We start from the raw sequence: 19,555 nt of genomic DNA on the forward strand, positions 1-19,555 counted from the left end.
TCATAAAGATAATTAAATCGTTGCTGTTATTAGTATGAACGCAGGCTTGTTTACTCTGCCGCGCAGCGGCTTCGTTCAACAAGGTGCTCAAACTTATCTCCAACACATGGCATTTTTGTTTTGCAAAGTGTAGAAATGTGTTGGAGCCAGCTTAGCGCTGCGTTATGCGAATTTAAGGAATAGATTTGATAAATAGATATTCATGCAAAGGTTTTATATTTGATGTAGATGCAACACTTGTAAACACCACTCTTGTTATAAACAATATTTGGAAAAAGTGGGCCGGGCAAAACGGAATCGATTTTTCAATTGTATATCCACACGTGCACGGTAGAAAAATTAGTGAAACACTCGAATTAGTTGGTTCGCAATACGCAAATGCTGATGAAGAAAATGTAGTAAAAAAAATTGCAATCGAAGCTATGGAATCAGCTACTGAAATTGATGGAGCATTAAGTTTCGTAGAAAATATACCTAAGTGCTCGTGGGCAATAGCAACGAGTGGACCAAGAAAAGTTGCTGAGACAAGTTTACTTGCATCTGGTTTTAAATTACCTATGAATATGGTGTGTGCCGAAGATGTAATTTTTGGTAAACCACACCCAGAACCATTTGCACTTGCTGCTAAGAATTTAGGTTTAAAAGCGGTGAGTTGTGTTGCTTTTGAAGATTCGCCTGCTGGAGTAAAATCAGCTAAAGAAGCTGGGTGCTTTACCGTCGCTATCTTAACTAGCCATAAAGAATCTGAATTAGTTTTAGCTGATTTAATCGTTGACGGCTTTTCAGATCTAGCAATTGAAAACAAAAATGGTTCGTATGAACTATGCTGGTAAAACATAGGGTGCAATTTAACTTGATTTAAAACAGTAGGTTAGACTTGTCTTCTTCCCGTTTTTTTGAGCGTAATTGTAAACTCACTAGAATGTGCAAAGGACGCAGACCTATTAGCAAAGCGTTAGAAAGCAGGGTGTATATGGATAGGGTAATCACATTAATTGAAAAAGATGAATTGAGGGTTAAAGCTCTTGATTGTGTTCAGCAACTTGATTTACCTTATTGTTATCTAGCGGCTGGTTTTGTCCGAAATTTGGTGTGGGACCACTTGCACCAAAAATCAACATCAACGCCTTTGAATGACGCTGACGTTATCTATTTCGATGAAACTGAATCTAACTCTGAAAACTACAAATTCATAGAATCTCAGCTTTCTGTGCTGATGCCAGAGTTAAACTGGGAAGTGCGTAATCAAGCTATTATGCATAAACGACATGGCGATAAACCGTATTTAAGTATCATTGACGCGATGAGTTATTGGCCAGAAAAGGAAACAGCTGTTGCTATACGAAAGTTAGATAATGGTTACTATGAATGTATTTCTGCTTTTGGTTTCGAATCGTTGTTTAATCTACACGTTACGCGTAATCCTAAGCGTTCTTTGGAAACCTTCAGTGAACGTGTGACGTCAAAAGGTTGGTTGGCTCATTGGTCTAATTTGAGAACTGTTTTATGCGATTAGACTGTGGTTCGTATTATATAACAAGTAAAAAGGAGACCAATACGTGAAAAAAACGCTAATTGTTTCGTTTTCAGCACTCATATTTTTATTCACTTTTATATATGTAATTACACCGAGCTCAACACTATTTCGATACATGATTAGTTCTGAACGGAGTGTTGCTGGTCTTGAACTAGAACGCATAAAAGTTGATGAGTTAGAAATTGAATATCTTCGTGGTGGAAGTGGTCCCCCATTAGTTTTGCTCCATGGCTTTGGCGCTGACAAGGATAACTGGAATAGAATCTCAGGATACCTTGTCGAGCACTTTGATGTTATTGCGATTGACCTGCCGGGTTTTGGGAATAGTACAAGAGATATTGAACTAGATTATGACGTGTTCTCACAAGTAGCAAGGTTGAAACAGATAACTGATGCTCTTAATCTCGTTGAATTTAATCTAGCCGGAAGCTCTATGGGCGGATATATTGCGGGAAATTTTGCAGCTCAATACCCTCGTAAAGTTAAAAAATTATGGCTTATTAGCCCATTTGGTGTTGCGAGTTCAGAAACAAGTGAAATGTTTACAGCCACCCAAAAAGGTATAAACCCCGTTGTTTTACCACGAACAGAGACAGAGTTTTTGGAATTGTTCGATTTTTTGTTTGTTAACCCTCCCTTTATTCCCTCTGTTGTTATACAACATCTAGCATTAAAATCTGAAGAAAGGGTCAAAATTAACACGAAAATTTTTGACCAAATACATAGAATGAATCAGGGGAAACCACAACCAGACTCTCCACTTGATCGTGTTTTAAAAAACTACAATGGTTCTGTCTTAATATCATGGGGCGAAAAAGACCGAGTGTTACATGTCTCAGGAGCAGCGGTTTTAAAGCAAATTATACCTAATGCAAAAATTGAAATAATACAAAATGTTGGTCATTTGCCAATGGTGGAAACCCCTTTAGCAATCGCAGAATCGTTTCTATCGTTTGCTGCAGCGCCTTAAACCGCATAACAAATTATCCGCAACGCGTGGCATCTTACTATGCGTTGTTGCATTTATAAAATGGGAACAACAGCCCCAATTCAAATTGGTAAACATAGCGTATCAATTATGTGTCCGTTTACTTACTTATGGGGTACTGTGATACTACCTGGTGACTTAGATATTGATGTGAAATCGGGAACAACTTATCAAATCACTGGAAAGCCTTCAGATGATGGTTAAATTTGTCTTCTGTTATTAAACTCCTAACAAGTTGCTAAAGTTGGAATAATTACCGCTTGTCATCGCTTTGCGATTATAGCAACCGCTAATTTTCCACTTAGCAAAGCGTTAGTTTCCTAATTGTATTGAGAGTATTGAGAGTATTGAATGAATAAAGTTTTAATTAGCGCCTGCTTGTTGGGAGATAAAGTTCGCTATGATGGTAAGTCACTATTTACATCAAGCGATATACTTCAGGAGTGGATAGATAAGGGGAGAATAATCTCTATCTGTCCTGAGGTAAGCTCTGGAATGAGCATTCCAAGAGCCCCGGCTGAAATAAATGGCGGTGATGGCTACGATGTACTTGAGGGTATAATATCGGTTATGGAAAATACCGGTAATAATGTCACCGAAGATTTCCTAAGGGGTGCTAACAACGCATTGAAGTTATGCAAAGCGAACGAAATAACTGTTGCGGTTCTAGCGGAATTTAGTCCTTCATGTGGAAGCTCATCAGTATATAGCGGAGATTTTTCAGGACGCAAAGTAAATGGAGTTGGTGTTACTGCTGCATTATTAACAAGTAATGGTATTAAGGTCTTTAGTCAGCACCAGTTAACAGAAGCTAACAAGTCGTTAGCCCTATCAGAGGAATATCATGAAATCTGCGGTATTAGTTATTGATGTTCAGTCGACTTTGTTCGACCCAGAACCTCAACCATTTGAATCACAAGTGGTACTCAACAAAATTAATGACGTTACCAAATTGGCGCGTGCTAAGTCAGTTCCAGTCATCTTTATTCAGCATGAACAACCTGATACTGTCATGGAACATGGTAGTGAAGGCTGGGCTTTACAGTCGAACCTAGTTACACAAAGCGGTGATCATTTTGTGTGTAAGACAACGCCAGACTCGTTTTTGAATACGAGCCTTCAAAGTCTTTTAAAAGAGCTAGACGTTGATAGTTTAATTGTGTGTGGCTATGCATCTGAGTTTTGTATTGATACAAGTGTACGCAGAGCTGCTGGACTCGGCTATCCAGTGACTGTGGTTTCGGATGCTCATACAACGCACGATAAGGCGCACGCCAGTGGTGCTCAAATTCGAGCACACCATAATGCTACGTTACCTAATATTTCGAGTTTCGGTGTCAAGATAGTAGCAGTAGAGGCAGATAGCCTTTGGGCATAGGGCTAACAAGACCAAGCACCGGAACCTATTCGCTCTCCGGTGTTGGTGGCGTTGGTATGACTCCCCACGTCAAGTAAAACGCAGAGATCCTTGCTAAAAAATATAGCCATAAATTCACTTTCATTAAATAAAGTGAGTTAACGTAAGAATGAAGCAAGTATATTCGTCGGTTATCATGCTGATATTCGTGGATGACTTGCTTTCGCAAGCAGCGCCTACCTTACTACTTTTCTTGAATCAAGAGGCGTCGTGACTCCTGTCTTCAGTCTATGTTCGTGGATCAGCTAACTTTCATTAGCTACCATCCTAACGCCGTCGGTGATTGTGCCACACCCGATGCTTGATTCTATACGCTAACTCAACAACTTTTATCATGCAGGCACTCTCGATAGCCGTAATTTTGCCTCTACGGGTGTCAGCACTATTTCACGCGATATCGCCCAGATATAGGCAATCATTTCTCGCGCTATTGCCGTGACAATCACGTTATAGTGTTTGCCTCGACGTAACATGGTTTGATATCTGCGGCACAGCCTAAGCTGTGCTTTCCATGCGATATCTACAATGGTTTTACCTAGGTCTTCCTGTCGAAGTTGCAGTTCTGTGGAGATGTTTGCGGCAAAACGATAGGTGTGTGCTCCTTCAACAAGTAAGCGTCTTGCTCGACTATTACCACATTTGGTAATAGAACTAATCTTACGGCTGCCACCGCTGCTGTGCTCACTGGGGACAAGTCCAAGATAACTCATGAGCTTTCTTGGATGGTCGAAACGGGTTAGATCCCCGAGCTCTGCTACAATACCAGTTGCTACAAGTAAGCGTACACCTCGCATCGCTTGGATCGCTTTTACCACGGGGTAATAGCGCCAGTTTTTCACATGATGCTCAAGTTCATTATCGAGCCGTTTTAATCGATTCATACGCTCAGTTATTGTTTGTATGTATTCCTGCAAAACAATCTGTTGAGCAGGGTGCGGCAAGATCAATTCGGTTAACCAGCGTAAATGTTGTTTTGACCAATTGTCTTTCACTTTTGCTGTAACATTATTTCGCAGCAGCAAGGCTTTAAGTTGATATTTACCATCTTTAAGATCTTTCATTGCCGTTTCTCTAGCACGAGATAAATCTCGTACCGCTTCATCTTCAGGCTCGGGTACGTAAATAGCGGTTAAGTCTTCTGATTTAAGCAATTTAGCGAGGTTCATTGCATCACGCTTGTCGGTTTTTATTTTATCGCCTGGTTTCTTGGGGATAAGCGAAGGCGCGATGACATAACAACAATGGCCGAGTGATGTGATCAAACGGTAGATCCAATAACCACAAGGACCGGCTTCATAAACGAAGTGTAGGGTTGCATGTGGGTATTTTGATTCGAACCGACGCACCAATTTTGTAACTGATTGTTTAGTTGATGGATTCTTACCTAGGTGAATAGGTTTGACGCCCCGCACATCTTCAATATAAGCGACCTCAATAAATGATTTGTGTGTGTCCATGCCAATAAAAACTATGTTATGTTTACTCATGCTAGTCTCCAGTTTTATATTTTTGACAAATATATTATGGCTCTGGTTTTTAAAACTAACCCACGAAGTTGGAGGCTAGCACCTTGTGGGAGTCATTATGTCTAAGTGGCAACTATGCTATCGAGAATAATTCTAATTTTGGTCGTATCTTTCGCAGTATGTCCAATTATAAAGGCAGAGAAAATGGATCAAGCACAAGCTGAAAAAATCTGGGATGAATATCATCAGAAAGTTCTCAGTAAACGACAAGCTGAAGCAAAAGTTATTGTTGGAGAATTGAAGTCTTTAAACATTAACTCAGAGAATGCTTTAGTTATTGATGCTACATTTTTTTCTAACGACGAAGCTGGTGTTAAAGGTTTAGAAAATCAGCTAAGTGAAAACTATGAAGTTAAAATCAAAAAGTCAGATGATTACTGGTTTATTGAAGTAACAACACGACCATATGCTATTCATTTAGAAAACTCAGAGATATTTGATTGGGTTAACTTTATGCACGAGGTAGCTTTATTTCATAGAGCAATATTTTCCAAATGGGTTATAACTGAACCAGAAATAAATAAAGTATGGGCTAGTGAAGATATTGAAACTGGTATAGAGTAAATGCCACTTAACAAGCTAATAAATAAGGACAAAAACAGTTGGCTGTTTTCGTTCCTCAACATTTTAGCTAACAATTTTTTGCCTATTATTAGGGCGTTAAAAACTATGATCTACGATTTACCGCTGATAGCTGAATTTTGTAACGAACTCGGATACGAGAAAGTGGAATCATCATCAAATACTGTGGAAGTTGAACTTTTTAAAAATGTTAAGCTGGTATTTCAAAATATCGATAACTGCACTGATTCGCTAATGGGCTTCTCGAACACGCCATGGCATAACCATGGAGATATAATGTTTTCTGGTCAAGAGGGTCGATACATTGAGATGACTTATCTCGATGTAGTGTCAGGCATTAAGGAAGGTAAGGTTCTTGTCTGCGAACTACACAATAACGACGTATTAAAAGATCGTTATTTGGTACATAAAGATCTAGTTGATGAATTTAAATATATGGAATCTGGTGATGAAATTAGGGTGCGGCAAATTGCCTAACCAACGGCTCAAACGGACAAATGTTCGCTGTCACTTTTTGTGCAAAAAAACGCACAAAAGCCGCTATCAAAAATTTGCGCGGTTAGCCGGGCGTTAGGTGAGGTATCTGGTATGACAAAAATCTCTGGAGCTACATTCTTCTATAAGAAACTGTTTCCTACCTTTGTTTTTGGTTTTTTCATCTTTTGTATCACTCTTACTATCGTACATGACGGCATCACTTCTGATAATTCAGTAGGGCTTGCGGCAATAGTAGCAATGATGGTTTATGTCTTCTTCTTTTTCAAAAAATTAGCATGGGATATGGTTGATGAAGCATTTGATTGCGGTGATAGCTTAATTTACCGTTCGAATGGCAATGAAACTAGAGTAATGCTGAGTGATATCATTCGTATTGATTGTGCTCATTGTCACTCACCTGAAAGAGTAAAAATCATTGCCCATTCGACAACTGGTGCTGAGGTTGAATTTGCCTTTTGCCTTATAGGTAGGATCATGCTCAATTCTCGAGACAAAAATCCGGTGGTGTTGGAATTGATGGAGAGGGTTGAGCAAGCAAAAATCACCTAACAAGGCGTTAATGTCAATTTCGCTATACTTTCAGTAATGCGGAATGTCCTCTTTGAAGCATAAGCTCTAAGCCATTTATGTCCAGCTATGGCTTAGTGAATTACGTTAAGCCATTGTGAACACCAAGGGACTCTGTCGTACCATAACTACCAAGCGACTCTGTCGTTTTTATAATTACCAAGGGAAATTGACGGATCAAATTTTTAAGTAATCCTCTGAGTATCACCGTGTACTTTTCAGAGGTTACTAAGGATGATCGTGATGAATTCCCAATCCCAGCTCACTGTTGATGTGATTGCTAAGGTTGCTGAAGGTAAAATCAGCATTCTTAATGCCTCAAAACTGCTCAATAAGTCCAGTCGAACCATTGAACGTTATCTCCATCGATATAAAAAAGATGGCATTCGTTTTGTTATCCATGGCAATACGGGGAAAACACCAACCAACAAGATACCCGACTCATTGAAGCGACAAGTACAGTTACTTATTAAAGAGAAGTACTATGATTTCAATCTATTGCACCTTATTGATATTTTGAGGGTGAGAGAAGGAATTCAAGTGAAGCGTGAAACGCTTCGCTCTTGGGCTCATGCTATTCACCATGTGAAACGGGCTAAGCATCGTCGCTCAAAAGTGAGAAGAAGGCGTGAACGGATGGAATCATCGGGATTAATGCTGCAAATGGATGGCAGCCCACACTTGTGGTACGGTCATAAGAAGCCTTGCTTAATCGCCATTATCGATGATGCGACCAGTGATATCCATGCTGAGTTTTTTCCGTCCGAGACTACCGAAGGTTGCATGAAAGTAATGAAGGCTTATATCGAGAAGCGAGGGCTGTTTAAGACGCTTTACGTTGATAGAGCTGGCATCTTTGGTGGACCGAAGCGTTGCAACTTCTCACAAATGCAAAGGGCATGTGAAGAGCTTGGGATCGAGATCATCTTTGCCAATTCACCTCAAGGTAAAGGCCGGGTTGAACGCGCGTTCGATACCTTCCAAGACCGCTTGGTTCCAGAGCTTCGTATAGCAGAAATAACGGACATGGACAGCGCTAATCATTATCTTCAAAATACCTTTATTCCAGATTACTGGTTGAAACAACTCACTGTTCATGCAAAGAATATTCATTCGGAATTTAAACCTGTCCCAGCGTATATCAACCTTGATGCTATCTGCGTTCAGAAGGAATACAGAAAAATCCGTCGTGATCATACCTTCAGTTACAACAATACCATGTATATAATAGATTCCCCCTTAAGACATTCAATCGTGAACCAGAAGGTAGAAATACGGAAACAGTTGGGTGGCGGCTTTGCCGCTTATTTTGCCGATCGTAAGCTCACCATCGCTGAAATCAAGGAACCATGCAAGCTAACTGAATACGGGGAAGAAGTGCAGAAAAAAATCGATGCCATCGACCTGGCAGAAGAGCTAGGTAACTTATCTGAAGCAGCTCGAATCAGCGGTTGCTCAAGGGAAAGCATCTGCAATAATCGACGCCTGCTTGAAACTCAGGGGCCTCTGGCACTGAAAAGAATGTATGGTATCCCTCATCATACCAATCGTATAGACCAAGATGTTGAAGATAAAGTCATCGAACTGACATTAGAAAAACCTCACCTGACCCAAATCCCTATCAGTAGTGAAATGATGAAAAGACACAACATATCAATCAGTCACTCGACAATTAGAAATATCTGGGTAAGAGAAAAGCTGAATACAAAGGTGTTACGGATCGAGCGTTCAGAGGCATTAGCAAAAACACCATAGTGAAAATGAGAGGGGGTGAGCTAGACTTTATAGTGAAAACGACAAAGTCCCACGGTAATTACTCCGTCACACTCCCTCGGTAATCACAGCAATTGCGCTAAGCCAAATTTTCCCCAAAATCAGTTGCGCAGATTAAAAGACAAGCAAACTGAATAAGGTTTTTGATTTAAAAAAGTTAGCGAGCTTACGGGAGCAAGCCGCTTTCTATCGAAGTACGAGATACAAAGTTGATCCTTCTTCAACAGAATAGTCTGCAATCGTCTTACTGTCCTCAACTTGCTTCCCTAAATATATAAGACGAAACGCTTCAGGTGGTATCCCTCCTTCTTTATCTTTTATCTTCAATTTCAGTACTTTAATAGTATCCGTTAGCTCTACACCATAAGTTGAAACTCGGTTAGATCCTGCTAGCTTTTTTACATTAATTTGTATACTCATGAACAATTCCCTGTTGTAAGTTGAAATATATATGACTACGTGGACTCTAAGCCACAAAACCGTATCAATATTTAATTATTATCAATGCTTTATCATTATCGTTAACATTGTATTGTCAAGTCAAGTCGAATAGGACGCTTTCTGTTTAATGGCTATTTAAACTCGATGGCTACGCGGCTTATCAGCAGGCAAGCAACAAACTTGTGGGCTGCTGGCTCATGCTCGGCGTAAATTCAAACACGCGATAGTGGCACTAAGGAAAAACAAAGCAGGAAAAATGAGTAAGGCCGATATGGCACTGAGCATGATAGCTAAGCTGTTACGTAGAAGACAGTCGATTTAATGTAGACAATAACCGCGCAGTAAAACCTGACTTGTCGGGCGCGAAGCGAGGTGGGGGGCTTCAACTTAGCAGATGAATAATGATTATTGTGACAAAAAGTTATTGATACTAAGTAATATTTCTGTGCCTGTACTATTGAATAAGCAATTACCTTATGTGATTTGTATCCCTAAAGTGTTACGTGGTGGTTTAGTTTTCTTTTAGTGTTGCTATATTTAATTGTGCTTTTAATTAAGACATTCTTTCAATATATAAAATGGAAATTACACATATTATGGAAAACACTAAAATTACTGCTCGTACTGTATTATTCTTTTCAGATTTTAGTTTCGAAGGTTCTCAATATGGTCCTTATGAGGTTATTGATAAGGTGTATGACTGTGTTAAAGAAGATTTCAATGACAAAGCTTATTCAGTTAAAGTTGGATCTGCTTGCTCTCTCCACTGCTGGCAACACCAAGGCGCAGCGGGTGTTTATCGAGAGTACAACGAAGACCAGGCTAATATAAATGAACTCCAAGGACTCTCTTGTTTTAAAATTGTTCCAGAAGAAAACCAAGTGGTTAAAATTCGTCTCATCGACCATTCAGGCTCTAATTCTAACGAATACACCTTGTTCGCTAAAATCGCAGGTAGCATTGGCGTTATGCCTGAAGTCATTACAACGTCTAATGATAATGATTATATTGCTGTTGGGGATATGACTCCCGAGCATGATATGTACATTTCGGTACAAGTTCGTGACACTGACCTTTCATCTAGCAATTATGGTGAATTTGTTGCTAATGGGGCGCTGTATTTTAAAACTGATGGTGTTGAAGCATCTGTTGATTGGGACGCTTCTCTTAATTATCCTAAAAATATGGCTGTAGAGGTTAAAGGTAACAATTTATTCAATTTGATCCTTGATACGGTCAATTTTATGTAAACCAACGACGAGAATCGCGTTATAACCCTTTCGTCAGATTATTTTAACACTAACACGTATGGGCCGCATGTTTCACCATGTTAAGGCAAGTTTAAAATGTCACATTGTTGATATCTTTAATCCCGAGATAAACTTGCCTTGATTTACTGCTCCAACATTACCACCGCGAATAACGATCTTATGGTTAGTGGGGATGAATAGATAATCTAATCAGCTCTGGTATTGCCTGGTGTAATGCCGAATTTTTTAGCTTTGATTTTCCATAAGCGTTTTGCTAATTTTTGCATATCAATATCTTTGTCATCTTCGTCGATAATTTCACGACCAATCAGAGTTTCCAAGATATCTTCCAGTGTTAATATTCCCCGAACAGTACCATATTCATTTACAATTAGCGCAATATGGATTTTACCAGATAATAATTCCTTCATGACATGAGATAAAGATATAACATCCAGAAAAGTTGGCATTTTTCGGAGGTAGTTATTTAATCGGGTATCTTTATTGCCGCGAGCCTGCGCCAATAGCAGATCAGAGCGGATAACAAAACCAACAATGTCATCTGGATCTTTGTCATAAATGGGTATTCGGGTAAATCGAGCTTTCTTATATTTATGAAAAAACTCTTCTACTTTTAAATTTTGGGAAGCACAAAGCATCACTGTGCTTGGTGTCATCACATCATTGGCCTTAATTTTTTGTAATAGCAGCAGGTTTTGTAATATGGTGGCTTCTTCCTTATCGATATGACCTTCCTCGGCACTTAACTGTGCCATGACGGTAAATTCATTGCGATTAAAACCTGCTGAGTCTTCCTTACCCTGAATGTTACGGGTAATAATTTCCGACATTTTGATAAACGGATACAATACAAAAATCAGAAACTTCAGACTGTAAGCGGTGACTGGGGCCAACTCCTTCCAATACGAAGCGCCCAGTGTTTTAGGAATTATCTCTGAAAAAACGAGGATCAGTAAAGTTAATACCGCTGAAACAATACCCAGTGAAGAGTTTCCAAAAACCACTGTTGCTTGAGCACCAACTCCTGCGGCACCTGCCGTATGCGCAATTGTATTCAGAGTTAGGATCGCTGCTAACGGCTTATTAATATCCTCTTTTAATACGTGTAGAATTCCACCTGCTTTATGCCCTTCTTTTTCCATTATGGCAATGTGTACACGAGACACACTCAACAAAACAGCTTCAGCAATAGAGCACAAGAATGAAAAAAATAAGGCAATAAATAAATACAATCCTAGAAGAAACATAACTTCCCCTTTTGCTACGGAATCCGCAAATTATTTATGTTAACTATGTCACTTCCGTTTTAAACGTACAACATCACTCATATAAAACATCAATTAAAATTTTATAGTTAACTGTTGAGTATCTTTACTTACCCAACAAAAAATAATGAGTATTACTATCAGCTAGTACAATAATTCTAACACGTTTATGTCCAACAATGGCTTAGTGCAATAATGCTAAGCAATAATTCTAAGCAGAATTGACCCCTTAATAAGTTAACTTGGTAAAACTTGATTATTTTTTTCAACATATTCCATGAGAGCATGACTGCACGGTTTTCCAGAAATAGATCATCGGAAACTTGGAATGTAATCTTGCAAACTTGCAACATGGACCTGAGTTATTTATCATCAAGGTAACTGAATTAAGAGTGAAAAATCCATGACACAGAAAGTATCAACAGAAGTGCAAACTGAATCGACACGCATTGCTAACGGTATTAAAAAACCAGGTCAAAGCAGAGAGCAGACTAAATTGATCGCGGCAGGTATTGAAAAGGGAATAGCCGAATACAAAAAACAGCATAAAGCTAAAGTTCGCCAACTTGATAAACAGAAAAAACAAAAAATTAGATCTAATACCGCGGCAGTAGCAAAAGAAAATGAAGCAGAGATTGAAATTGAACAAACAAAATCAAGTTCAAGTCGATTACCTTGGGCATTATTAGCACTAAGCTGGGCTGGTTTTGCAGGTTATCTTGTACAAACTGGTGTGCTTAAAGTAGGTTAATCGTTTTGCTACCTAATCCGTGAGCTCGCGACATCGGTTACAGACAGCATTAAATCTTATATTTAGTATAAGAATAGGTGTCATCCAGCGACACCTATTTGTATACATAGTGGGTGTTGTTAGCTTGCTATCCTGATAAATTTTGCGTATCCCAAAGTAATTCAGCATAACGTTCCATCGGAATGTTCATTTCTTCCTGCAGCCATTTACCTTTAGTCAGTAGCTCTGCTCTTTTTATTGAAGGGATGTTGTTTTTGAATGCGAGTACGATTGTATTTCCACTTTCGACTTCGAAGCTGAGTAGTCGGCCTTCAAATTCAAGTGCGAGTAATTCATCTAACTCTTGACGTGATTTAAGAGTCGTATGCCAAATATTGAGTACAAGGACACCTTGTTCGTTGAGTGCACTTTTACAATCAGACAAGTAGGATGACTGTATTTGCTTTGGTTCCATACCTGCTGAGTTGTATAGATCTGAAAAGATAATGTCGCTTTTCATGTTGGTATTTTTCATGTGGTTAACAGCATCGTCTATATGAATGAAGAGGCGGTCAGTGTCGGGCAAGCTAAAATATTTTTTTGCGGTCTTCGCTACTGCTTCACGGTATTCAACCACGTGTACGTTTAAGTCGGAGAAACTACTGAGTAGGTTCTTTGCCATTGAGCCTGCACCGAGTCCCATAATCGAGACTGTTTTTAGTATAGGGATAAACAATAAACCCGTCATCATAGCCTGTGTGTAGCCGAGTGCTAATCCATTAATATTATTCAGCTTCATGTAGCTTTGATAGATCTTCCTATCAAAGCTGAGGATCCGGCTCGTCCTTGTTTCATAAACGTAGATAGGACCGTGTTCATCGACAGTGTGTGAAATACAGGTACCATTAATATCCATCGTATTTTAACCTTTTATATAGCCTTGTAAGCCCTAATGTCTAAGCTTAGTTCACTGATGAGGTAATCGTATTTAGTGAGTGTATAGTGGGATATTAAGCACCATGATGATAAATGACGCGTGCCTGTGTTGCAAGTTAGCGAAATAAAATGGTAACAAAGCATTAAACTAATTGTAACTTGATCTGTATCAATGGCTGGTATCAGTCTATGCGTTTATAGTTAATGTGAACAGCATGTAAAGTGATTCACACATGAGTAAAAGGCGGTAAGATGGAATTATTACGCAATCCTAAATGTTACACGGACGTGTGTATTGATGGTACCTGGTATCATTACGATCACTGTGGTTCGAAAGTTTACTCTCTAAGTGGTGGCGCGGCTCCCGAGTTAGACCTTGCTCGTGAACCTGCGACAGAAACAGAGCTTATTGACCTTATTCATATAGCGGTTAATTAACCTTTTTTATTTTGTAGTACATACAGTGTCATCACTCAGCGACATTTGTATTTTGGACCTTTAGATGTATTAAGCATTTAAAGGTCATTTTTTATTCTTTACTCCTCTTTACAGTGTCATCTCTTTGCGTTTTCTGAATTTTGTCATATTATGTCACTCTATTTTGATTGGAGAAAACACATATATGAAACGCATTATGCTATTCCTTGCAACCAACCTGGCCGTAATGGTGGTTTTTAGTATTGTATTAAACATTATCTATGCAACTACCGGTATTCAATCAGGTAGCCTTTCTGGGTTGTTGGTGATGGCGGTATTGTTTGGTTTTGGTGGTTCATTAATCTCATTAATGATGTCGAAGAAAATGGCGCTACGTTCAATTGGCGGCGAGATCATCACAGAGCCTCGTAACTCGAATGAACATTGGTTATTAGAAACCGTTACTCGACAAGCAAAACAAGCGGGTATTGGCATGCCTGATGTTGCTATTTATGATGCTGCCGAGATGAATGCATTTGCAACAGGTGCTAAACGCGATGACGCCTTAATTGCGGTATCAACGGGTCTATTAGCACAAATGACACGTGATGAAGCAGAAGCTGTTGTTGCCCACGAAATCAATCATGTTGCTAACGGTGACATGATCACAATGGCCTTGATGCAAGGTGTTGTGAATACGTTTGTTATCTTCTTATCACGTATTATTGCTAATGCAGTAAGTGGTTTCACATCGGATGATGAAGAAGGCGAGGGTGAAGGTGGTAGCTTTATGACTTACTTCATCGTATCAATGGTGTTAGAAATGCTATTTGGTTTCTTAGCAAGCTTCTTAACAATGTGGTTCAGCCGTCAACGTGAGTTTAAAGCAGACTCTGGCGCAGCAAAGCTAGTTGGTAAAGAGAAGATGATTGCTGCACTAGAACGTCTAAAAACAAGTCAAGAAACACAACTTGAAGGCTCGATGATGGCGTTTGGTATTACAGGTAAGAAGACGATGATGGAATTATTAATGAGCCATCCACCGCTTCAAAACCGTATTAACGCATTACGTAACCTTTAATTTACGGACGTATAAATAGTCATTTTTGATGACTAAGTTAGCCCCATTGATAGTCTTACTAAAAATAAGATTATACCTTTGGGGCTTTTTTGTTTTCTGTAAGATAATTAACCAAAGTAACTCTTTATGGTTAATTAAATGTTTTTATACGTTTAAAACGTGATAGACAAACGAATAATAAATATCAAAAAAGTGTATTTTATATGTTATGAATTAGTGGCTTATGAGGTTAAAGCTAATGACGGACATAACTGTAGATAAAGTACCTGTGGTTGACGGTAACGGTCGCCATTTGTTAATGATTAGATTAGTTAAACTATTCATTGCGTTTGGCATTCCGCTGTTTTTACTCTCTGTCCCCACCTCACAATTACCCTTTGATAACCTTAGTATTATTCAACATCGATTATTAGCCATTTTTGTCCTTGCTGCCTTGCTGTGGATCCTCGAACCTGTGCCTGTCTTTGCCACATCGATTTTAATTATAACGCTTGAGTTAGTGATGCTCTCAGATCAAGGGCTTTACAGTTTTCGTTTTTTTAATGATGGCATCGAACCCGCCACTAATATCGAGGGGCTGATGCATTATAACGATATTTTCGCTGCCTTTTCGTCACCGATTATTGTGTTGTTTTTAGGTGGTTTCTCACTTGCAATTGCAGCAAATAAATATGCTTTGGATACAAATCTAGCTAACGTATTATTAAAACCGTTTGGCACTAAACCCGCTATGATTATGCTTGGCTTGATGATGATCACTGCGTTGTTTTCTATGTTTATGTCAAACACGGCAACGACGGTGATGATGCTGTCCTTGTTAGGACCAATCCTGATGTCTGTGCCGAAAGAAGAAAAGGGTGTCAAAGCATTAGTATTAAGTGTGCCGATTGCTGCTAACCTTGGCGGGATCGCGACACCGATTGGTACGCCGCCGAATGCAATTGCGCTGCAGTATTTAGACCGTCTTTATAATGTCAGTTTTCTGGATTGGATGATGATTGGTTTGCCCTTTGTCATCGTGCTACTGGCTTTTGCATGGTGGTTATTACAAAAACTGTTTCCCTTTAGCGGTGACAGCTTACATTTACAGCTTGGCGGTGACTTTCAACGTAGTTGGCAAGCCATCGTGGTTTATATCACCTTTGCGTTAACGATTATCTTGTGGATGAGTACTGCTCTACATGGCATGAATACCTATGTTGTCGCGATTGTGCCACTGGCGATATTTACGTTAACTGGCATCATAGGTAAAGAAGAATTGAAGTTAATTAATTGGGATGTGTTATGGCTGGTTGCTGGTGGTATTGCGATTGGTATTGCATTAGATAAAACAGGGTTAGCGGGAGTGATGGCAAATGCGATTGATTACTCCGTGTTACCAGCCTTGTTAGTTATCTTGGTCATGTCTTTTGTGTGTTGGTTGATGGCAAATTTTATCTCAAATACCGCAACTGCGAATTTGTTAATGCCAATTGCAGCAGCGGTCGCAACATCGATGGATGACTTATCATTATTGGTGATGCTGGTTGTGGTGGCTTGTTCTGCGTCACTAGGAATGATATTACCTGTTTCAACGCCTCCTAATTCGTTGGCGTATGCAACTGGATTAGTTGCCAGCAAGGACATGGCAAGAGTGGGACTTATCATGGGACTTGCTGGTTTAGGACTCGTTTATACGGTTATTCTGTTTTTTGTTACTATCTGTTAGATTTAGTGATAATCAGTTAAATTGAGTGAGCAAATAGCTAAATTGAATCTGTAGCAGTTTCGCCTAGCGATTGTTGATGCACGATATTGACGATGTTACGCTGATTATCTAGCTCATATACCCAATCACATTGATTGGGAAGCGTGGCTAAACACTGCTCGGTAATACGCTGGAAATAAGCGGTGAAGTTACGGACCTCTGCACTTGTCATGAATGTTTCTTTTTGCTTATGGCCAGTATTTTCTTCAAGTGTTTGACGTTTGTTTTCCTGCTCTAATCGCCATGCTTGTACACTGTTAAAGCTGGGTGCTTTAAGCATGATCCAATGATCAATACGTTGATATAATTCCTGGTAGTTCTGCTTTAATTGTTGGTTAACATAACTGCGCCAAATTCCGTACTTGTCTTTTATTGCTTCTAATTTGTTGATCGGATAAATAAGCTCTTTCATTAACTGGGGTTGCACACCTAAACACCAACCTTCCAATATAATCACATCAATAGGGCGGTCAACAATTGGCCATTGTGATTGTGGGTAAGGGTTATCTGCAAACTTGTTAAATCTCGGTAATTTTACTGGTTCGCTTTCGCTTGCGCCTGCACACAGCTTATCTAATGTCACATTAGCAAGATTCATGTCGTGCGTGCCGGGAACACCGCGGGTACGCAGTAAAGGATGAACTTGGTTGGCCAGTTCGTTGCGCTGATGCCGACTGTAATAAAAGTCATCAAGTGATAATACCGCGACGTTTAAGTCAAACTCTGTGCTTAGGCGAGTACCTAGATAATCAGCAAGCGTTGACTTACCTGAACCTTGACAGCCATTAATACCAACGAGGAAGGTTTGTTTTGCTTGTTTTTGGTGCGCTACGATACTTAACAGTGCACTCGAAAAATTTTTTGATGCATGGGTTAAATAGTTTGCATCCAACTGGTGGCGCTGAATGAATTGGTCTAATACTGGCTTTGTCTTCATAGATCACCACTTTCTTTGAATTCACTGAATTTATATCATCAATAATAACTACAACATTTAAACAGTTTTTAATAAATATTTAAATAACTAATTATTCACATTCAACAACTATGCCAGTCTTAGTTCTAGTTATTTCTTGTTAATTGATCTGGATCTAATAATTTAATGGGTTCTTGACGTGTTAGGGCTGTGTGTTCTTCTGCTACTGAATAGCGGGTAAGATGAAGTAGGTCGATTAAGTGTTAGGAATAAGGTAAGCTGAAGCCTGTTAAATATTTGAAGTTGATTATGTTAAGCTTAACATGTGGTTAATTTGCATAATCTAATATTGAGTAGGATAAAATAATGTCATCTTTGGAAACGAATCGTTTACTACAAGATAAAATACTAAACGACGATTCACATGCTTGCGCTGTTAAACAGCTAAGTAACTTGGGTATCTCGGGCTTGATGACACTTGAAGCGATAGAATTCCAGATCCTTGAACTTGATGCTGTTCTCGTTAGCTGTCAGCAATTGCAAGATAGCTATTCACCGTTAATCACAAGTTTACCATCAAGGTTACATATTTGTTTTCAAGGTTCTGCAACCAGTCGCGAACAGCTTGCAGCATTGGTGAAGATTATCGAAAGTGCGCCACAAGCACTGTGGTCGTTAAGGGATGATAGTTTTAATTGTTATGAAATGGACTTTCGTTTGGCTGAATTACAACAGCTGTTAGCCATTTTAAAACCGTTAAATAAGAAACTCGCGCCGTTTGTAAATACTCATAAGTTAGGGTCTGCGAGTACACTGAGAAATCTTCAATGCTGTTTAGATAATGCAGGGATGTTTTGTTGGTTCTCATCTAAATGGCGTAATGCTAAGCAACAAGCATTAATCCTCGCAACAAATGAACAGCTAAAGCTTGATGACATTAAGCTGTTATTTCCAGCCATGATCAAATACGCTAATACTCAAGCACACTTTGATGAGCTGTTTGAACAAGCACCGATCTTAGCAACGTATCACAAGGGGTTGAATACTGATGTTGTGCCCCTGCTGGCGGTGCGCGAATGGTATAAAGATGTTGAGTTTGCAATGGCGGAGCATTTTGTGGGTGAAGCAGGGATCTTAGAGGGTTTATCTATTATTGATAAACAGAAAGCAGATAAGCTAGTTAAAATTTATCACGCAAGTTCAGTCTTGGTGATTAACAGCATAGATAAGCAAATGAGTAAGTTAAGATTAAGTTTCCCTGGTTATGAAGCTCTGCAACACGTTGATGCAGACTATGTCGCTGCGGTGTCTGAACTAAAAGCGATTATTGTTAATCAGTTAAGTGTTTTGAACGATGCGGGTGTTGATAGTCGTTCTTGTTTATCTGAGCTTTGAAAGCGCGGGATTTAAACACTTAATACCAAGAGTGTTGATCAGTATTGAAACTTTGCTAAGCCGGTTTGCACATTAATTGGTTTAGCGGGTTTGCTGTGTATGGGTTTTGCTAAAACCTGTGGTGGTAATGCCTTCAAGCTTAATGTTAACTATTCTCGATGCACTTCAAATATAACAAACTCTGAATTTTAGATATAAAAAAACCTCGCTCATTGAGCAAGGCTTCATTATTTGGTGCGTCCTACAAGATTCGAACTTGTGACATCTAGCATGTCGAGCTAGCGCTCTACCAACTGAGCTAAGGACGCGTTGTTTGTACCATTAAAAAATGGTGCTCGCTACAAGATTTGAACTTGTGACATCTAGCATGTCGAGCTAGCGCTCTACCAACTGAGCTAAGCGAGCATAATTTGGTATGTCGTTAAGACGAGACAAATATTAGCCCGCATCCAAATTATCGGCAAGTCT

General features: G+C 39.3%; 21 protein-coding genes and 2 tRNA genes. 16 read left to right on the top strand and 7 right to left on the bottom strand.

What is annotated here, in order from left to right; all coding sequences use genetic code 11:
* Positions 1-185 precede the first annotated feature (185 nt).
* The 6 genes from HWV02_RS10555 (at position 186) to HWV02_RS10580 (ending at position 3,903) form a co-directional block, all read left to right on the top strand.
* The gene (locus HWV02_RS10555; RefSeq protein ID WP_249185496.1) at positions 186-833 is read left to right on the top strand and encodes an HAD-IA family hydrolase; all 648 of its coding nucleotides are present in this window, start codon (positions 186-188) and stop codon (positions 831-833) included.
* Between the two features lie 140 nt (positions 834-973).
* On the top strand, positions 974-1,516 hold the full coding sequence (locus tag HWV02_RS10560) for a nucleotidyltransferase family protein (protein ID WP_211690434.1): 543 nt from the start codon (positions 974-976) through the stop codon (positions 1,514-1,516).
* Between the two features lie 43 nt (positions 1,517-1,559).
* Positions 1,560-2,507 (top strand): alpha/beta fold hydrolase, encoded by a 948-nt coding sequence (locus HWV02_RS10565; protein ID WP_255550657.1) that lies wholly within the window; start codon positions 1,560-1,562, stop codon positions 2,505-2,507.
* Positions 2,508-2,567: 60 nt separating this feature from the next.
* A complete protein-coding gene (locus HWV02_RS10570) occupies positions 2,568-2,729 on the top strand; it encodes a hypothetical protein (RefSeq protein WP_211690435.1) in 162 nt (53 codons plus the stop codon).
* A gap of 147 nt (positions 2,730-2,876) precedes the next feature.
* On the top strand, positions 2,877-3,395 hold the full coding sequence (locus tag HWV02_RS10575) for a DUF523 domain-containing protein (RefSeq protein ID WP_211690436.1): 519 nt from the start codon (positions 2,877-2,879) through the stop codon (positions 3,393-3,395).
* A complete protein-coding gene (locus tag HWV02_RS10580) occupies positions 3,370-3,903 on the top strand; it encodes a cysteine hydrolase family protein (protein ID WP_211690437.1) in 534 nt (177 codons plus the stop codon). Before HWV02_RS10575 ends, HWV02_RS10580 begins: the two co-directional genes overlap by 26 nt.
* Positions 3,904-4,274: 371 nt before the next feature.
* Here HWV02_RS10580 and HWV02_RS10585 read toward each other — a convergent pair whose 3' ends face one another.
* On the bottom strand, positions 4,275-5,429 hold the full coding sequence (locus HWV02_RS10585; protein ID WP_211690438.1) for an IS110 family transposase: 1,155 nt from the start codon (positions 5,427-5,429) through the stop codon (positions 4,275-4,277).
* 183 nt (positions 5,430-5,612) lie between these two features.
* Here HWV02_RS10585 and HWV02_RS10590 point away from each other — a divergent pair, with 183 nt between their 5' ends.
* The 4 genes from HWV02_RS10590 (at position 5,613) to HWV02_RS10605 (ending at position 8,870) form a co-directional block, all read left to right on the top strand.
* A complete protein-coding gene (locus tag HWV02_RS10590; RefSeq protein WP_211690439.1) occupies positions 5,613-6,032 on the top strand; it encodes a hypothetical protein in 420 nt (139 codons plus the stop codon).
* 105 nt (positions 6,033-6,137) lie between these two features.
* Positions 6,138-6,527: a hypothetical protein gene (locus HWV02_RS10595; protein WP_211690440.1), complete on the top strand. Its 390-nt coding sequence runs from the start codon at positions 6,138-6,140 to the stop codon at positions 6,525-6,527.
* 111 nt (positions 6,528-6,638) lie between these two features.
* The gene (locus HWV02_RS10600; RefSeq protein WP_211690441.1) at positions 6,639-7,097 is read left to right on the top strand and encodes a hypothetical protein; all 459 of its coding nucleotides are present in this window, start codon (positions 6,639-6,641) and stop codon (positions 7,095-7,097) included.
* 252 nt (positions 7,098-7,349) lie between these two features.
* Positions 7,350-8,870 (top strand): ISNCY family transposase, encoded by a 1,521-nt coding sequence (locus HWV02_RS10605; RefSeq protein WP_211690442.1) that lies wholly within the window; start codon positions 7,350-7,352, stop codon positions 8,868-8,870.
* A 204-nt stretch (positions 8,871-9,074) separates the two neighbouring features.
* Here HWV02_RS10605 and HWV02_RS10610 read toward each other — a convergent pair whose 3' ends face one another.
* A complete protein-coding gene (locus HWV02_RS10610; RefSeq protein ID WP_211675276.1) occupies positions 9,075-9,308 on the bottom strand; it encodes a ubiquitin-like protein in 234 nt (77 codons plus the stop codon).
* 617 nt (positions 9,309-9,925) lie between these two features.
* On the opposite strand from HWV02_RS10610, the gene HWV02_RS10615 reads away from it, so the two are divergent.
* Entirely contained in the window at positions 9,926-10,579 is a 654-nt protein-coding gene (locus HWV02_RS10615) for a beta/gamma crystallin domain-containing protein (RefSeq protein ID WP_211690443.1), read from the top strand.
* Between the two features lie 206 nt (positions 10,580-10,785).
* On the opposite strand, the gene HWV02_RS10620 is transcribed toward HWV02_RS10615, so the two are convergent.
* Positions 10,786-11,847 (bottom strand): CNNM domain-containing protein, encoded by a 1,062-nt coding sequence (locus HWV02_RS10620; RefSeq protein WP_211679602.1) that lies wholly within the window; start codon positions 11,845-11,847, stop codon positions 10,786-10,788.
* Positions 11,848-12,268: 421 nt separating this feature from the next.
* Here HWV02_RS10620 and HWV02_RS10625 point away from each other — a divergent pair, with 421 nt between their 5' ends.
* A complete protein-coding gene (locus tag HWV02_RS10625) occupies positions 12,269-12,616 on the top strand; it encodes a DUF2956 domain-containing protein (protein ID WP_211679603.1) in 348 nt (115 codons plus the stop codon).
* Between the two features lie 127 nt (positions 12,617-12,743).
* On the opposite strand, the gene HWV02_RS10630 is transcribed toward HWV02_RS10625, so the two are convergent.
* A complete protein-coding gene (locus HWV02_RS10630) occupies positions 12,744-13,511 on the bottom strand; it encodes an ATP-binding protein (protein ID WP_211679604.1) in 768 nt (255 codons plus the stop codon).
* Positions 13,512-13,783: 272 nt separating this feature from the next.
* On the opposite strand from HWV02_RS10630, the gene HWV02_RS10635 reads away from it, so the two are divergent.
* From HWV02_RS10635 to HWV02_RS10645, 3 genes are all read left to right on the top strand, one after another.
* On the top strand, positions 13,784-13,969 hold the full coding sequence (locus HWV02_RS10635; protein WP_211675281.1) for a hypothetical protein: 186 nt from the start codon (positions 13,784-13,786) through the stop codon (positions 13,967-13,969).
* Positions 13,970-14,153: 184 nt separating this feature from the next.
* Positions 14,154-15,029 carry a protease HtpX gene (htpX, locus tag HWV02_RS10640; protein ID WP_211679605.1) on the top strand — a complete coding sequence of 292 codons (876 nt, stop codon included), beginning with the start codon at positions 14,154-14,156 and terminating at the stop codon, positions 15,027-15,029.
* A gap of 238 nt (positions 15,030-15,267) precedes the next feature.
* Entirely contained in the window at positions 15,268-16,737 is a 1,470-nt protein-coding gene (locus HWV02_RS10645) for a DASS family sodium-coupled anion symporter (protein ID WP_211690444.1), read from the top strand.
* 37 nt (positions 16,738-16,774) lie between these two features.
* Here HWV02_RS10645 and HWV02_RS10650 read toward each other — a convergent pair whose 3' ends face one another.
* Complete coding sequence (locus tag HWV02_RS10650) at positions 16,775-17,713, bottom strand: hypothetical protein (RefSeq protein WP_211679609.1); 939 nt, start codon at positions 17,711-17,713, stop codon at positions 16,775-16,777.
* 345 nt (positions 17,714-18,058) lie between these two features.
* Between HWV02_RS10650 and HWV02_RS10655 the strand changes: the two genes are divergently transcribed.
* On the top strand, positions 18,059-19,087 hold the full coding sequence (locus tag HWV02_RS10655) for a hypothetical protein (RefSeq protein ID WP_211679610.1): 1,029 nt from the start codon (positions 18,059-18,061) through the stop codon (positions 19,085-19,087).
* Positions 19,088-19,319: 232 nt separating this feature from the next.
* Here HWV02_RS10655 and HWV02_RS10660 read toward each other — a convergent pair.
* Both HWV02_RS10660 and HWV02_RS10665 read right to left on the bottom strand, forming a co-directional pair.
* Positions 19,320-19,395 (bottom strand) — tRNA-Val (locus HWV02_RS10660).
* A gap of 21 nt (positions 19,396-19,416) precedes the next feature.
* Positions 19,417-19,492: transfer RNA gene (locus tag HWV02_RS10665), tRNA-Val, on the bottom strand.
* Positions 19,493-19,555: the final 63 nt, after the last annotated feature.

This window comes from Moritella sp. 28, assembly GCF_018219435.1.
Lineage (GTDB): Bacteria > Pseudomonadota > Gammaproteobacteria > Enterobacterales > Moritellaceae > Moritella.

Bases quoted from the DNA above. Each gene is read 5' to 3' on its own strand.
- HWV02_RS10560 (WP_211690434.1), top strand. From the start codon at position 974: ATGGATAGGGTAATCACATTAATTGAAAAAGATGAATTGAGGGTTAAA.
- HWV02_RS10570 (WP_211690435.1), top strand. From the start codon at position 2,568: ATGGGAACAACAGCCCCAATTCAAATTGGTAAACATAGCGTATCAATT.
- HWV02_RS10575 (WP_211690436.1), top strand. From the start codon at position 2,877: ATGAATAAAGTTTTAATTAGCGCCTGCTTGTTGGGAGATAAAGTTCGC.
- HWV02_RS10580 (WP_211690437.1), top strand. From the start codon at position 3,370: ATGAAATCTGCGGTATTAGTTATTGATGTTCAGTCGACTTTGTTCGAC.
- HWV02_RS10585 (WP_211690438.1), bottom strand. From the start codon at position 5,429: ATGAGTAAACATAACATAGTTTTTATTGGCATGGACACACACAAATCA.
- HWV02_RS10590 (WP_211690439.1), top strand. From the start codon at position 5,613: ATGGATCAAGCACAAGCTGAAAAAATCTGGGATGAATATCATCAGAAA.
- HWV02_RS10595 (WP_211690440.1), top strand. From the start codon at position 6,138: ATGATCTACGATTTACCGCTGATAGCTGAATTTTGTAACGAACTCGGA.
- HWV02_RS10600 (WP_211690441.1), top strand. From the start codon at position 6,639: ATGACAAAAATCTCTGGAGCTACATTCTTCTATAAGAAACTGTTTCCT.
- HWV02_RS10605 (WP_211690442.1), top strand. From the start codon at position 7,350: ATGATCGTGATGAATTCCCAATCCCAGCTCACTGTTGATGTGATTGCT.
- HWV02_RS10610 (WP_211675276.1), bottom strand. From the start codon at position 9,308: ATGAGTATACAAATTAATGTAAAAAAGCTAGCAGGATCTAACCGAGTT.
- HWV02_RS10615 (WP_211690443.1), top strand. From the start codon at position 9,926: ATGGAAAACACTAAAATTACTGCTCGTACTGTATTATTCTTTTCAGAT.
- HWV02_RS10620 (WP_211679602.1), bottom strand. From the start codon at position 11,847: ATGTTTCTTCTAGGATTGTATTTATTTATTGCCTTATTTTTTTCATTC.
- HWV02_RS10625 (WP_211679603.1), top strand. From the start codon at position 12,269: ATGACACAGAAAGTATCAACAGAAGTGCAAACTGAATCGACACGCATT.
- HWV02_RS10630 (WP_211679604.1), bottom strand. From the start codon at position 13,511: ATGGATATTAATGGTACCTGTATTTCACACACTGTCGATGAACACGGT.
- HWV02_RS10635 (WP_211675281.1), top strand. From the start codon at position 13,784: ATGGAATTATTACGCAATCCTAAATGTTACACGGACGTGTGTATTGAT.
- htpX (WP_211679605.1), top strand. From the start codon at position 14,154: ATGAAACGCATTATGCTATTCCTTGCAACCAACCTGGCCGTAATGGTG.
- HWV02_RS10645 (WP_211690444.1), top strand. From the start codon at position 15,268: ATGACGGACATAACTGTAGATAAAGTACCTGTGGTTGACGGTAACGGT.
- HWV02_RS10650 (WP_211679609.1), bottom strand. From the start codon at position 17,713: ATGAAGACAAAGCCAGTATTAGACCAATTCATTCAGCGCCACCAGTTG.
- HWV02_RS10655 (WP_211679610.1), top strand. From the start codon at position 18,059: ATGTCATCTTTGGAAACGAATCGTTTACTACAAGATAAAATACTAAAC.